Raw genomic sequence first — 14,607 nt, 5'->3', positions numbered from 1 at the left:
TCCTCCAAACACAAAACCTACGGCCGTTTTAATAGAGATTTTTCTATACTTTACGCTATTTTGGCGCTGATAAAGTATAGCCGCTGTCGGTTTATACTTTCAGTTTTCTAAATTTGACCATCACGCACGCCTAAAGCCAGCCTAACGCCATGCTTACTCTACCCCAAGCGCTCGATCGCCTGCTCAGCCGCCACTACACGTTCCAAACGCCTGGTGCAATGGTGCTGGTAGCCAAGGGAGACGAGGTGATTTACTCGCGCGGTGCCGGTCTGGCGAATCTGGAAACAGGCGCCGCCATTACCCCGGAAACTACCTTCCGGATGGCCTCTGTTTCGAAGCAGTTTACCGCCATGTGCGTGCACCTGCTGGCGCAGCAGCAGAAGCTAGGGTTAAGCGATAAGCTTAGCGTATACTTTCCGGAGCTGACGCACTTCAAAAACATACAGCTGCTGCACCTGCTCAACCATACGTCGGGCCTCCCCGATTTTGAGGAGTTTATACCTGAAAACCAAACGACCCAACTCAGTGATGAGGATGTCCTGCGGATAACCGCTGCACAGGAAAGCACCCTCTTCTGCCCCGGCACGCAGTACCGTTACAGCAACACCGCTTTTATACTTTTGGGGCTGCTGGTAGAGCGCGTAACACGTATAAACTATGCAATTTTTCTGCAGGAAAACATCTTTCAGCCGCTGCAGATGCATCATTCCATACTTTATGGGGCGGGTGCTGCGATACCGAACCGGGCGTTGGGCTACAGCAGGGATGCGGCTGGCCAGTTTATACTTTCCGACCAGAACGTTGGCACCGCCACCTGCGGCGACGGCTGCATTTATACATCGGCGCAGGATTTCCTGAAGTGGCAGCGGGCCTTGAGCAACAGCCCTCTATTTAACATAAATAACGCACTCGGCAGCTACCCGGCAAGTATAAAGGCAGACCGGAAATGGTTTTACAGCATGGGCTGGTTTATGGCAACGTATGGGAGCGGCCACCCGGAGCTCTTCCACAGCGGCGACACCTCTGGATTTACCAACCTGGTCATCCGTTTGCCACAACACAATGTCCTTATTGCCTGCTTCTCCAACATCGCCCACAACCATACTTTCCTAAAAGACCTGCTGCAGGAGCTGAAGCAGTTCCCTGAATTCAGTCCAAGATCTGAACTCGTGCACCACCTGCAGGAGCTGACGCGGTAGCTTGACTGGGATTATATGTATAAATTCTTCATTAAGGAAGTTATTTATACTTTGAGAACCTGCCACCCGCACCTCTAAATCAGGCAAATAAAAAGAGGCGCCTAATGTAGGCGCCTCTTCAGGTATTTTTTCCCCCTTTCTGCATTTAGGAAGGGGAAAAAAGAGTCATTACTGATACAAAGCCGTCTTGCGAAGGTCTACCACCACATCATCCGGGGTAATGCGCTTGGCGCGAAGGAAGCGCTTGAGCTCGGGCTCATCAAAATTCGCCGCCTTAGGGTTCATGCTGCTGATGCGTACCCGGCCCGCCGAGTGGATGAACTCCTGATCTCCGCCGATCCACATGCCCACGTGCACCACCCGCTCCGATTTGCCATCTCTGGCAGGCACACCGAAGAACAGCAGGTCGCCGGGCTGTAGCTGATCCCAGCCGTTAGAGGTATCCACTAACTCGCCCACGTGCACCTGCTGCGAGGCGTCGCGCGGCAGCACCAGGCCGTTCATGAAGTACACGGTTTTAGTGAAGCCGCTGCAGTCCACGCCTTTAAACGAGGTGCCGCCCCACAAGTAGGGCAGGCCCATCAGCTGTTTGCTGGAGCTTACCAGGTTCTCGCCGCTGGGCTTGCGGCTGGCCAGCCACTCCTCATACTTCACCGACTCCGCCGCAGGCACAAAGCCCTTTCTGCCATCCGGGAAGGTTACCGCGTAGAAATCGCCCTGCTTCTGCTGCAGTGCCAGCACGTCGCCGTAAACTAAATCAGAAACAGTTCCTGCGTCAGTGCTGGCCGATGCGTAGGCAAAGCCATAGGGTTTGGTGTAGAGCAGCTTCGGGCTTTTCTGCCAGGCATCAAACGTGGCTTTGTCCATTAGGCTCACGCCTTTCTCGTCCACCCAGGCCAGGTACTTGTCCGGGGTCTGCACCAGGAACCAGCCGCGCTGATGCTTCAGCACGTTTACCGGCGTGCCCATGGTCGCCTGCGTGGCCAGTTCGGCCGGGTGCTTGGGCTCCGAGCGGATGTTGGCCACCGATATCGTGATCACGCCATACTCCTTGCCTTCCAGCTCCGCCTCCGGGAGCACCTCAATGCTATCCACGTAGGCAATATTCTCCGCCTTCAGTTTCTCCAGCAACACCTGCTTTGCCTCCGGCATGTTGGTTTCGCCGGCCAGCACGTTGCCGCGCTGCTCCACCTTAAAGAGCGCCACGCGCTTATCAGGTGCGTATTCCTGGCGCACGGCTTCAATGTGCGGGGCCATGGTGGCATCGGCTGTCGTGGTAACGGCAGTGGTGGTGGCGGTTTCCTTTCCGGTCGTACAGGCCATCAGGAGGCCAAGGGCAAGTATGAGGTAGTTCTTTTTCATCATGTTTTAAGGTGCCGCGCCACTTTGGCGCGCCAGGTTATGTTGGTGTTGGAATTGAAAGTATGAGCCCCGGATAGGGCCATCTCTCTAAGTTACGACAAAATCCGGAGAGAATTGGTTTACTGCCGCCGCCAAACGCTGCAGGTCCTCCGGCGTATGCAGGCTGCTCAGGATAACCCGTACGATGGGCGCACTCTCGGCGGTGGGGTAACGGAAGTTGGAGATCAGGATCCGGTGCAGGTGCAGGTGCTGCGCCATACTTTCCTGCGGGGTGCTGAACACCGGATATCCCGGAATGGCGCTGAACAGTTCCTGCCGCTGCAGCTGCCCCCGAAAAGTATGGATGTTCTGTTGCAGCCGCTCCTGCGCCTCCCGTATCACCTCCCCTGCCTGCAGGTAGGCGTGCAGGTAGGCCGGAATGGCCGGAGAGGCCCCGCCAAAGTAGGGGCTTGCCTTCACCTGCTCCACCAGCTGGCGGGAACCAAGTATAAACCCGGCCGGGATGCCCAGCGCCTTGCCAAACGAGCTTCCCACCACCACTTCCACGTTTTTATATTGAAGTAGCTCCGGGTAAATGCCCACGCCACCGGGTCCGGTCACGCCAAATCCGTGCGAGTCGTCCACCACAAGTATAATGTGTTTCTGCGCTGGCAGCTGCGCCACCCAATCAAAAGTATAGCTCCTGGCCTTCAGCGGGTCCAGTGCGTTGCAGATAAGTATAAACCGTTTCTCTTCGGATGCCTGCACTTCTTCTACCACCTGCTTCGTCCACTCCTCAAAGCTGCTATCGGCATTGGCCTGGGCGGCAGCAGAGTCGTTTTCCCAAAGGGCCGGGTGTGCGCCGGGGGCATACAAAAACCTGCCCCGGCTGCGCAGCACCTGCACCAGCGTCTGCCCCATCAGAAAGCCCGACGACATGGTAACGGCCGCCTCGGCACCGCTCATACGCGCCAGCTGCTCCTCTACCTGCCCGTATACCTGCAACCGCAGGTTAGAGCGGCGCGAGCTAGAGTAATTGGTGCCGTAGCGGCGTATTCCCTCCACCACCAGCTCCTGGAAAGCCGTGTTGCAGGCCATGCCCAGGTAAGAGGTGCCACTGCAATACAGAAACTCCTCGCCGTTGAGGATTACAGTGCGGCCAGGCAGGTGGTCGGTGTAGGCAGGGCTGATCATTAAGCGATCAGTTCGGCGCCGGTTCCGTTCACACTGCTGTAGTATACTTTTCCATTATCGATGGTGATGCCACGGGCAATGTCCTTGCTGATGAGCAACGGGCCGTCCATGTCCACATAATCCAGCATGGGCAGCAGCTGCGCGATGGCCGAGATACCTACCGTCGATTCCGTCATACAGCCCACCATCGTCTTCAGCCCGAGTTCGCGGGCTTCCTTTAGCATACGGCGGGCGGGCGTCAGGCCGCCGCACTTCACCAGCTTCACGTTCACGCCATGGAAATGGCCCACGCACTTGGCCACGTCGCTCTCGGTAATGCAGCTCTCGTCGGCAATCAGCGGCAGCACCGACTGCTGGTATACTTTCTTCATGCCGTCCATGTCATCGGCGCGCATCGGCTGCTCTATAAACTCCACACCCAGCGGCTTCAGCTGCTTCGCGTTCTCGATGGTTTCCTCCACACCCCAGGCGCAGTTGGCATCCACCCGGAACACGGCATCGGTATGCCTGCGCAGCTCTTTTATAATGGCAACATCCTCTTTCGTGCCCAGCTTTATCTTGTAGAGCGGCCAGGGCATTTCCTTCAGTTTCTTCACCATGTTCTCAATCGTGTCGATGCCGATGGTGTAGTTGGTAAGCGGGTTATGGTCTGTGCTAAGGCCCCACAGTTTGTAGAGCGGCTGGCCCTGCATTTTGCCATACAGGTCGTTAGCGGCCAGGTCCAGGGCGCAAAGGGCAAAGGGGTTGTTGGAAAGGTGCGGCTGCATCTGGGCCCAGAAATCCTCCGGCTTCTCCAGCTCTGTCGCCTCAATCTGGGTGCGGATGCCCTCCAGCGCCGCCGTCATACTTTCTATCGTGAAGCCATAGTAGGGGTTGCTGGTGGCCTCGCCATAGCCTTTGTGCCCGTTCTGCTCCAGCTCCACGATCATGGTAGGCTGCACGTCGCGCGAGTCGTAGGAAATGGTAAACGTATATCTCAGCGGCAGGTCGAAAGACCGGATGGTTAGTTTCATGGTAGTATGTTTAGGTAGATGTTTGTTCGTGTTAGAAAGCGTCTGTCAGTTTATACTTAGGGCTATTTATACTTTGTGTTAGTAGCGGTGGTGCACCTCCGTCATGATGCGCTCCATCTCGTTGCGGATATCGGAGGTAGATACTTTATAGTTGTTGTTCATAAAGCTATAGAGCAGCAGCTTCCCGCTTTTGGTCATGATATAGCCACTCTGGTTGTGCACATGCGCCAGCGTACCGGACTTGCCGAAAACGAACGGCACGTCGGCCTTATAGATGTTACGGAATGTGCCGGGTCTGCCGCCCACCGCCAGCATCGGGAGCAGTTTCTCACGGGGGCGTTCCTGCATCAGCTTCTGCAGCAGCGCAATGATGCTTCGGGGCGTGAACATGTTCATGCTGGAAAGGCCTGAGCCATCGATCCACACCGGCTCGTCCGGCAAATCTGCCAGGTAAGTTTCTTTTATGTGCCTGATCGCCCGCTCCACAGAAAGGGTATCGGAGAGGGTGCCGGAGCAGAGGGCCATCAGTTGCTCGGCCATCAGGTTGTCGCTCACCTGCAGCATGCGCCTGAGCACGGTGTCTGTCGGCAGTCCATAGAAAATCTTTCCCCCTTGCGGCACGGCGGCTTTCAAAAGCTCCACCTCCCGCTTCAGGGTATCCGCCAGCAGCGCCACGGTCATCTCGGGTGAGGTGATGTAGGGCACCTCGGTGGAGAACTTCTCCGCGGCGTACCTCGGGCGATAGGTGATGTGGTTGGTGCGCCAGCCCCTCACAAAGGCTGCGTTTGACCGTGACGCAGCAGTATCTACCACGACATTCTTCTTAAAGTATGACGGTGTGGTGGTGAAAGGCGCTGTTTCCTCTTTGTAGAACTTGATCACGTTGCCATGGATCGGGAACACGTTTCGCTCCGGCTGATAATAGTAGTTGTAATCATCCCAATCCCAGTTGGTGGCAAAGGGCGTGCTGGTGAAAGGAGCCTCCACATAGTATAGCTTCTTCTCCGGGCGGTTTTTCAGGAAGTCATAGGCCAGCGTGTTCTTCAGGTCCATGTGGGTGAAGGTGGGGTCGCCGGTACCCCAGAAAATAAGTGAGTCGCCACGGCTCACATACTTCAGCGCCGGGATGGAGTCGCCGAGCATTTTATGGCTGGCATAGAACGTAAACAGCTTGGTGTTAGAGGCGGGCACAAAGTACTTGTCGGCGTTATGCTCCACCACCATCTGCCCCAGTTCCGGGTCGTACAAGGCAAAGCCCACAAAACTCTGCCGCAGCACCTGCGACTCGGTCACCTCTTTCCTGATCTCAGCAGGGCCAAAGCGGGCTGCTTCGGGCGAGGCGATAGGCACCTTGCTGCTGCAGGCCATCGTCAGGAGCAGGCAGCAAAGCACTCCGTATCTGTAAAACTGGTTTAGCGGGCTCATACCTTCTGGCGCTTTTCGTTGAAAGGGTTAAATAAGCAAAATGTGCTATATAATCAAACAGGTTTGGCAGCGCCACTCCAACAAGCCGCTTAAATTCTTCCGATTGCAGCTTAAAATTCAATGCTCTATCAAGATAATAACACTTCCCCTTATTCAAGGTCAGAATATCTTATTTAACTACCAAATTCATCTATAGAAATTTGGCTATATACATTATATCGGTAAATTAGAAGGCTAATCTAAATTCTAACTAACCTAACACACTCATGAGAAAATTGTACCTGTCAACTTTACTGTTGCTGTTGGTCTGCTGGTGCGGCACTGCATTTGCCCAGCAAACCAGCGTTAGCGGCACGGTAACAGGCGCTGATAACGGCATTCCGTTACCCGGTGTCAGTGTAATTGTAAAAGGAACGGCCACGGGCGTAACCACTGCTGCCGATGGCACCTTTCAGGTGAACGTGCCAGCACCCGAGTCGGTACTGATGTTCCGCTTTCTGGGCTATGAAGTACAGGAAGTAAAAGTAGGCAATCAGCGCGTGTTTAACGTGCGCCTGAACCTTGACAACAAGCAACTGCAGGAGGTGGTCGTAACGGCACTGGGCATTCAGCGCGAGGAGCGTTCGCTGGGCTACGCCACGCAGGAGGTAAAAGGAGAAGACCTAACCCTAACGAAAGAGCAGAACGTGCTCGGATCGCTGGCCGGTAAAGTGGCCGGTGTGCAGGTAACCGGTGCCTCCGGCGCAAGTATGGGCGGTACCCAAAAGATCAAGATCCGTGGCGTTAACTCACTAACAGGAAGCGGAGAGCCGCTGATTGTGGTGGATGGCACGCCCATCTCGAATGCCAACTTTGCAGGAAGAAGCGGCGCTGACTATGGCAACCTGGCTCAGGACATCAACTCAGAGGATGTAGAGTCGGTAAACGTGCTGAAAGGACCCGCTGCCTCAGCTCTGTACGGCATCCGCGGCCAATACGGTGTCATCATGATTACAACCAAAAAGGGTAAGCGGGGTGCTAAAAAAGTAGATGTGCAGTTGAATTCCGCGTTCTCGGTTGAAAAGGCAAGTAACTTCATGCCACTACAGAACCATTATGGCGGCGGTTCCACGCAAACTTTCCGAACACTGGCCAACGGGCAGCCATATGTGGACGGCACTGACGAAAGCTGGGGCCCAAAGATGGATGGCACACCTGTACGCATGATACACAGCTTCTATCCGCAGGATCCTGAGTATGAAAAGCTCACCCCTTTTGTACCGCAGCCAGACAACATTAAGGACTACTACGAAACCGGGCACAGCCTTAACAATGGCATATCGATAGCCGGAGGCAACGAGAACACGGCTATCCGGTTCAGCTACAACAACACCAGCATAGAAGGCATTGAACCTAACTCCTGGCTAAAGCGCAACAACCTTGGCCTGAGCGCCTCGCTGGACCTTTCGAAGAAACTGACAGTTTCGACGAACGTGAACTACGCTACCAATAATGCCCGTCGCCCCTCACAGGGATATTACGAAGGCGCAACTAACATGGTGCAGTGGTTTCAGCGCAGCCTGAGCATGGATCGCCTCCGCGACTACAAGTATCCGGATGGCACTTACTACCAGTGGAACATCAACAGGCCAAACGCACAAGGTGTGCTAAGCAGCTTTGAACCGGGTGATTGGAACAACCCATACTTCGAAGCTTACGAAAACAGCAACCTCGACAGCAGAGACCGTTTCTTCGGGGATGTAGGATTGACCTGGGAGGTACTGCCTTCACTGAAGCTGAGCAGCTTTGTACGTTCTGATATGTTTACGCAGAACCTGGAGCACAAAGAGGCTGCGGGTGGCAGATATGATGATGGTTACTCAGTGGGCAAGTACCAGAACAAGGAAATGAATTACGAATTTCTAGGGCAATATACTAAAGAGTGGGGTGACTTCTCGCTGAATGCCAGCTTAGGGGCAAACCTGTACTCCAGGCGGTACACATATGTAAGTCAGGCAACGGTGGGCGGCCTGTCCAGCCCGGGCTTTTATAGTATAGAGGCATCCAGAGAGCGCCCCACAACATCCTCTTACCTGCAGCGCAAAGAGATACGCAGCGGGTACGCTTTGATGTCACTTGGCTACAAGGATACCTACTATATCGATGCCTCGCTCCGCAATGACAACTCTTCTACGTTGCCAGCTGACAACAATTCGTATTGGTATCCTTCGGTATCAGGTAGCCTTGTCTTCAGCGAGCTACTCCAGTGGCAGCCGCTTTCCTACGGTAAAATGAGGCTAAGCTATGCGAAGGCTGGTTCCGACCTGAGCCCTTACGGCATCCTTCCTACCTATGAAGTGGGCGGTATTTATGACGGCGTTAATACTTTATATGTGCCAGATGTGCTGAACAACTCGGATATTAAGCCTTCCTTCTCCAACGCGTATGAGGCCGGCCTGGACCTGAGGTTCTTTAACAACCGCTTCGGGGTAGACTTCACCTATTACCAGCAGCGAAACAAGAACCAGATCATCAACCTGAGAGTGCCAGGTACCAGTGGCTATACTTCTGCCCGCATCAATGCAGGCCTGATCGAGAACAAAGGGGTGGAACTGACGCTGACAGGAACACCCGTGCAATCAGAGAACTTCACCTGGGATGCCACCTTTAACTTGAACAGAAACAGAAGTATGGTGAAGGAACTCTACTCCGATATCGATGTGTATCCACTAGACAACAACACATACTCCGGCGTTACGATTTACCTGAACTCTGAGGTGGGAGAGCCCTTCGGAAGCCTAGTAGGAAATGCCTATAAGCGAGACCCGGAAACAGGTAAGAAGCTGATTGGAAAAGATAACATGCCGGTTTTTGAAACGAACCATAACTTTGGCAGCGTGCTTCCGGATTTAACCGGTGGTCTGCAGAACAACTTCAAGATCGGCAAATTTAATCTAGGGGCCATGGTAGACTATCAGCTTGGCGGTCAGTTCTTTAGCTGGTCACGCATGCTGGCTGTAAAGTCGGGGCAGCATGCCGAAACAGCTGCCATGAACGACAAGGGCAAAAACGTGCGTGACCCTTTAAGCGAAGGTGGTGGCGTGAAAGTGGAAGGTATCTATGCACCGGGCACCATTATCGATGACGTGGATGTGAGCGGACAGCCTGTTACTGCTTATGTAGATGCAAAATCATACTTCCGAAACAATATTGGCAAGAACATCTACGAGGAGTGGCTGTATGATGCTTCCTACATTAAACTGAGAGAGGTGCGCCTAGGCTATACTTTCGAAAAGAGCACCCTCGCCTGGCTGCCTTTCAATAGTGTAAACCTGTCCCTGATCAGCCGCAACCCGGCCACGATCTGGCAGAAAGCACCGAAAGGTCTGGATCCGTCGGAGCTTTCTACTGGCAGTTCATCTATCAGTTGGCTGGAAACAGGCCAATTAATCACGACACGCTCCTATGGCGTCAATCTTAATATCACCTTCTAAACAAGCAATATCATGAAGAAGATATATGTTTTAATGCTGGCAGGCTTACTCTTCGGAGGATGCAATGACTTTGCCGACGACATCAACGTAAACCCCAACAAACCCAGCGTAGCCTCAGGCACGCAACTGATTGCTAATGCGGAGTTTTACCTTCCGGGCCTAAACTCTGCACCACAGGGCGAGTTCTTCTCCCAGCACTTAGCTGAGACGTTGTATCCTGGTGCCTCGTTGTACAATACCGTTAATTTCAATTATTACGGCTTATACTCGGGTCCCCTCATGAACCTGGAAACGGTTCTGAACACGGATGACCTGGACGCCAAAGAGGGCCCCGTGAACAACCAGCTGGCAGTTGCCAAGATTCTCAAGGCATACTTTTTCTGGAATATCACGGACCGTTGGGGCGATGTTCCCTACAGCGAGGCGTTGAAAGGGGATGACAACTTTACTCCCAAGTATGACACGCAGGAGGCAATCTACAACAATCTCTTCCAGCTACTGGAGGAAGCCAATTCGATGGTGGTGCCTGGCAAAATCAGTAACGACATTGTGTATGGGGGCGACGCAGGCAAGTGGCAGAAACTAGCCAACACACTCCGCCTGCTCATGGCCTTGCGCCTGTCCGAAGTGGATGCTACAAAAGCGCAGGCAGAGTTTAACAAAGCACTGGAAGCGGGGACCATGACCTCCAACGGGGATAATTTTGTTTACAAGCATTTGCCTGAAGAAGTAAATGAGAACTACTGGTACAGCCAAGTAGGCAGACAAAAGCGCCTTTGGTGGGCGTTGAGTGAGAACCTGGTGGATCATATGAAGCCAGTGGAAGACCCCCGCTTACCTGTTTTCGGCAATAAAAACGAGGAAGGCTATTATGTAGGGCTGGAGTATGGCAAGGCGGAGGCTTCCAATGAGTCTAAATACTCCTTACTGGGCACTGCCATCTGGAAGCAGGACGCACCTGTTTACCTGGTAACGTACGCCCAGGTGCTTTTTGCCAAAGCAGAGGCAGCTAAACGCGGCTGGATCCCTGGGGGAGATGTAGCAGCAGCAGATTTCTACAAGGAAGCTATTTCCCTGTCTGTGCTGCAATGGACAGGCACCACAACTGGAGTAAGCGAATTACTGACGCAACCCGGGGTAGCCTTTGAACCAGCAAAAGCTATAGAGCAAATTGCCACACAACGATGGATACACTTGTTCATGAACGGCTACGAAGCCTGGGCAGAGTGGAGAAGAACAGGATACCCTGATCTATCCGCCGCTTCCGGAGGAAAGCAGGTGCCGACGCGTCAGGGTTACCCTACTGAGGAGCAGTTTAACAACACAGCGAACTACAATGAGGCCGTGCAGCGCCAATTTGGTGGCACCGATGGCCTTTACGGGCAGCTTTGGTGGGATAAGTAACAGACAGTCTTAAATAGCAGAAAAGGCACTCTTCGGTTGAAGAGCGCCTTTCTTTTTTAGCAGCAAGTATAAACTACGGGCAGAAAATCCAATAAAAAGAACTTTGAGTACTTATTTTACGTTACATTTATACTTACTGAAAATATTTTATTAAAGTTTTTGCCTTACACAAAGTATTTGCTAATATTGTAGTGATAGGTTTTACGCGCTACGTGCATGAGCACCTTAACTTCCCATACCGATTACCTGGAGACCCTCAACAACGTTGAGAAGAAGAAATTTTTACAGAAAGTAAAGATAATCAGGCATCTGTATGTGAAAGGCGCCCGCACGAATGCCGATATTTGCTCTCGCTTCAACATCAGCTCCCCTACTTCTATGGGGTTATTAGGTGAATTAATCTCGGAGGGGCTGGTGGAGAAGCAGGGGCTCGGCAAATCAGTAGGTGGACGCAAACCTGATCTCTACGGACTCCGCAACCACTCCCTCTACGTCCTTAGCATCGACATGGACCGCTTTAGCACCCGCATGGCGATCATGGACAATAACAACAACCAGGTTACCCCCATCCGCACGTACAGCTATACTTTGCCGGAAGATCTTAGCGGACTCGATACCTTCTGTACCTGGGTGCAGGAGCTTATCACGTCCTCCGGGATAGACCAGCAGCGACTGGTGGGAATTGGCGTAAGCATGCCGGGCCTGGTAGCCAGCAAGGAGGGAGACTCCCGCACCTATTTGAGAACCGATGTGCTGGAGGAGTCGCTGCAGGAGGTGCTGCGACACAAACTAGGCAAGCCGGTGTTCATTCAGAACGACGTGAAAAGCGCCGCGCTGGCCGAGCTCCGGTTCGGGCAAGCCCATGGCAAGCAGGACGTGCTGGTGATTTCCATCGACTGGGGCGTCGGCACGGGCGTTATCATGGACGGCAGGCTGCGCGGCGGGGCCTTGGGCTTTGCCGGGGAGTTCGGCCACATCCCCCTGGAGGAGAACGGCACCCTTTGCCACTGCGGCAAGCGCGGCTGCCTCGAAACGAGGGCCTCTGGCGTGGCGCTGGCCCGCGCAGCGCGCGAAGGGATACAAGCCGGCCAGAAATCAATCTTAAGCAAACTGACCGAAGAGGAACTGGAGCAGCTGGAGCCGCAGCACATTATAGATGCCGCGCACCAGGGAGACCAGTTTGCCATAAGCCTGCTCTCCGAGACCGGGGCGAACCTGGGCAAGGGCATTGCCATACTCATACAGCTGTTTAACCCCGAACTGGTTATACTTGGAGGGAAGATGGCAGAGGCCGGCCAACTCATCACCACGCCTATCCAGCAGTCCATCAACACGTATTGCATGGCGCAGCTGCGCGAGTCTGCCAGCATCGCGCTTTCTACGCTGGGGCAGCAGGCAAGTATGATGGGGGCCACGGCCACCGTACTCGAAAGCATATTGGAACAGCAGCTGGAACAGGCTCGCTAATCAAAATAAAACTGAGGTAAATCAACGTATAAAGCATGATGCATCCACTTAAAAACAACGCTGCCTATAACAGGCAACGCACTTCGCCCAGGCTAAACCTGCTGGAGGAAACCAGGTTTGAGAAACTGCCGGTAACCGTATTCCCTGACCAGCATATTGCCTCTGTAAAGGTGGCACAGCGCATTGCCGACCTCATCAGGAGCAAGCAGGACAAGGGCGAGCAGGCCGTACTTGGCCTGGCGACCGGCGCCACGCCGGTGGGGGTGTATGCGGAGTTGGTGAGAATGCACCGCGAGGAAGGTCTGAGCTTCCGCAACGTAATCACCTTTAACCTTGATGAGTACTACCCGATGCAGCCTGACGCGGCCCAAAGCTACGTCACGTTCATGAACGAGAACCTCTTCAATCACATCGATATACAGAAGGAGAACGTGCACATTCCGGACGGCACACTGCCCAAGGAGGAAATACACGAATATTGCCTGAGCTATGAGCGCCGCATCGAGGAAATGGGTGGACTGGACCTGCAGATCCTGGGTATCGGACGTACCGGCCACATCGGTTTCAACGAGCCGGGCTCTGCGCCAAACTCCGGCACGCGCCTGGTAACACTCGACGACCTGACCCGCCGCGACGCAGCCCGCGACTTCGGTGGTAAGGAGAACGTGCCGACCAAGGCCATCACCATGGGTATCGGCACCATCTTTAAGGCCCGTGAGATCATCCTGATGGCGTGGAGCCAGAAGAAGGCCTCCATTCTCAAGAAAGCCGTGGAGGGAGAGATGTCGAGCGAGGTGCCGGCTACCTACCTGCAGCTGTCCGACAGCGTGGAGTTTGTGCTGGACGAGGCCGCGGCCTCGGAACTGACCCGCTTTAACACGCCGTGGCTGGTGAAGGATTGCGTGTGGGACATCCAGATGCGCAAGAAAGCCGTGATCTGGCTGTCGCAGACCCTGAACAAGCCTATCCTGAAGCTGACGGAGGAGGACTACAACAACAACGGCATGGCGCAGCTGGCCACCGAGTTTGGCCCCGCCTATAACATCAACATCGACATCTTTAACAAGATGCAGCATACCATTACCGGGTGGCCGGGTGGTAAGCCAAACGCCGACGATTCGCAGCGCCCGGAACGTGCCGAGCCTGCCCACAAGCGCGTGGTTATCTTCTCCCCTCACCCGGACGATGACGTGATCTCGATGGGCGGTACCTTCATTCGTTTAGTGGACCAGGGCCACGACGTGCATGTGGCCTACCAGACCTCCGGCAACACGGCCGTTTGGGATGATGACGTGCTGCGTTACGTGGAATTCGCCATCGACTTTAACACAAGCATTGGCAACGATACTGCCAGGTTGCAGCAGATATACGACGACATGCGCGGCTTTATCGAGGAGAAGCACCCCAACCAGGTAGACACGAAAGAGATCCTGAACGTGAAGGGCTTTATCCGCAAGAGCGAGGCGCTGGCTGGTGCCCGCTATGCTGGCCTGGAGGACGAGAACATTCACTTTATGGCCCTGCCCTTCTACGAGACGGGCAAGCATAAGAAGAACTCGGTTTCTGATAAGGACATTGAGCTGACCATGAAACTGCTGCAGCGCGTGAAGCCCCAGCAGGTATTTGCCGCTGGTGATTTTGCCGACCCGCACGGAACGCACATTGTTTGCTTTAAGATTATAGTGGATGCCCTGCAGCGCCTGCGTGAAGCTGGCGAGGAGTGGGTGAACGACTGCTGGCTGTGGATGTACCGCGGCGCCTGGCACGAGTTCGAGACACATGAGATCGAAATGGCCGTGCCGCTGTCGCCGCAGGAGGTGCTGCGCAAGCGCCAGGCTATCTTCAAACACCAGTCACAGAAAGACACGCCGGTATTCCCGGGCGACGACTCCCGCGAGTTCTGGGTTCGCGCCGAGGAGCGCAACCGCGAGACCGCTGAAAGATACCATAAACTTGGCCTTGCCGACTATGAGGCCATGGAAGCATTCGTACGCTACAATTACTAAACCTCCCTCTCTCAGAGGACACACACATAGGAACACATAGGTTTTAAAGCTACGAGAAAGCCCGCTCAGTTTCTGAGCGGGCTTT

9 protein-coding genes are annotated in these 14,607 nt (G+C 54.1%); 5 read left to right on the top strand and 4 right to left on the bottom strand.

Annotated elements, in window-relative coordinates; all coding sequences use genetic code 11:
* Positions 1-149 precede the first annotated feature (149 nt).
* Entirely contained in the window at positions 150-1,199 is a 1,050-nt protein-coding gene (locus A3841_RS11915; RefSeq protein ID WP_073852504.1) for a serine hydrolase domain-containing protein, read from the top strand.
* Positions 1,200-1,367: 168 nt separating this feature from the next.
* Here A3841_RS11915 and A3841_RS11910 read toward each other — a convergent pair whose 3' ends face one another.
* The 4 genes from A3841_RS11910 to A3841_RS11895 form a co-directional block, all read right to left on the bottom strand.
* A complete protein-coding gene (locus A3841_RS11910; RefSeq protein ID WP_073852503.1) occupies positions 1,368-2,564 on the bottom strand; it encodes a C40 family peptidase in 1,197 nt (398 codons plus the stop codon).
* A gap of 84 nt (positions 2,565-2,648) precedes the next feature.
* Positions 2,649-3,734, bottom strand: coding sequence for an aminotransferase class I/II-fold pyridoxal phosphate-dependent enzyme (locus tag A3841_RS11905; RefSeq protein ID WP_073852502.1), 1,086 nt, complete (start codon positions 3,732-3,734; stop codon positions 2,649-2,651).
* Entirely contained in the window at positions 3,734-4,747 is a 1,014-nt protein-coding gene (locus tag A3841_RS11900; RefSeq protein WP_073852501.1) for a dipeptide epimerase, read from the bottom strand. Before A3841_RS11900 ends, A3841_RS11905 begins: the two co-directional genes overlap by 1 nt.
* Before the next feature lie 78 nt (positions 4,748-4,825).
* Positions 4,826-6,172, bottom strand: coding sequence for a D-alanyl-D-alanine carboxypeptidase/D-alanyl-D-alanine-endopeptidase (locus A3841_RS11895; RefSeq protein WP_139307942.1), 1,347 nt, complete (start codon positions 6,170-6,172; stop codon positions 4,826-4,828).
* A gap of 266 nt (positions 6,173-6,438) precedes the next feature.
* On the opposite strand from A3841_RS11895, the gene A3841_RS11890 reads away from it, so the two are divergent.
* The 4 genes from A3841_RS11890 (at position 6,439) to nagB (ending at position 14,522) form a co-directional block, all read left to right on the top strand.
* Positions 6,439-9,645: a SusC/RagA family TonB-linked outer membrane protein gene (locus tag A3841_RS11890; protein WP_073852500.1), complete on the top strand. Its 3,207-nt coding sequence runs from the start codon at positions 6,439-6,441 to the stop codon at positions 9,643-9,645.
* 12 nt (positions 9,646-9,657) lie between these two features.
* Positions 9,658-11,049 carry a SusD/RagB family nutrient-binding outer membrane lipoprotein gene (locus A3841_RS11885; protein WP_073852499.1) on the top strand — a complete coding sequence of 464 codons (1,392 nt, stop codon included), beginning with the start codon at positions 9,658-9,660 and terminating at the stop codon, positions 11,047-11,049.
* Positions 11,050-11,265: 216 nt separating this feature from the next.
* Positions 11,266-12,516, top strand: a complete 1,251-nt coding sequence (locus A3841_RS11880) for an ROK family transcriptional regulator (protein WP_073852498.1) — start codon at positions 11,266-11,268, stop codon at positions 12,514-12,516.
* 35 nt (positions 12,517-12,551) lie between these two features.
* Positions 12,552-14,522, top strand: coding sequence for a glucosamine-6-phosphate deaminase (gene nagB, locus A3841_RS11875; protein WP_394332892.1), 1,971 nt, complete (start codon positions 12,552-12,554; stop codon positions 14,520-14,522).
* Positions 14,523-14,607 lie beyond the last annotated feature (85 nt).

This window comes from Pontibacter flavimaris, assembly GCF_001907195.1.
In the GTDB taxonomy this organism is placed as follows: Bacteria; Bacteroidota; Bacteroidia; order Cytophagales; family Hymenobacteraceae; genus Pontibacter; species Pontibacter flavimaris.
Note: the sequence above shows the minus strand (reverse complement) of the source record. Positions and strands in the feature narration are given on the sequence as shown.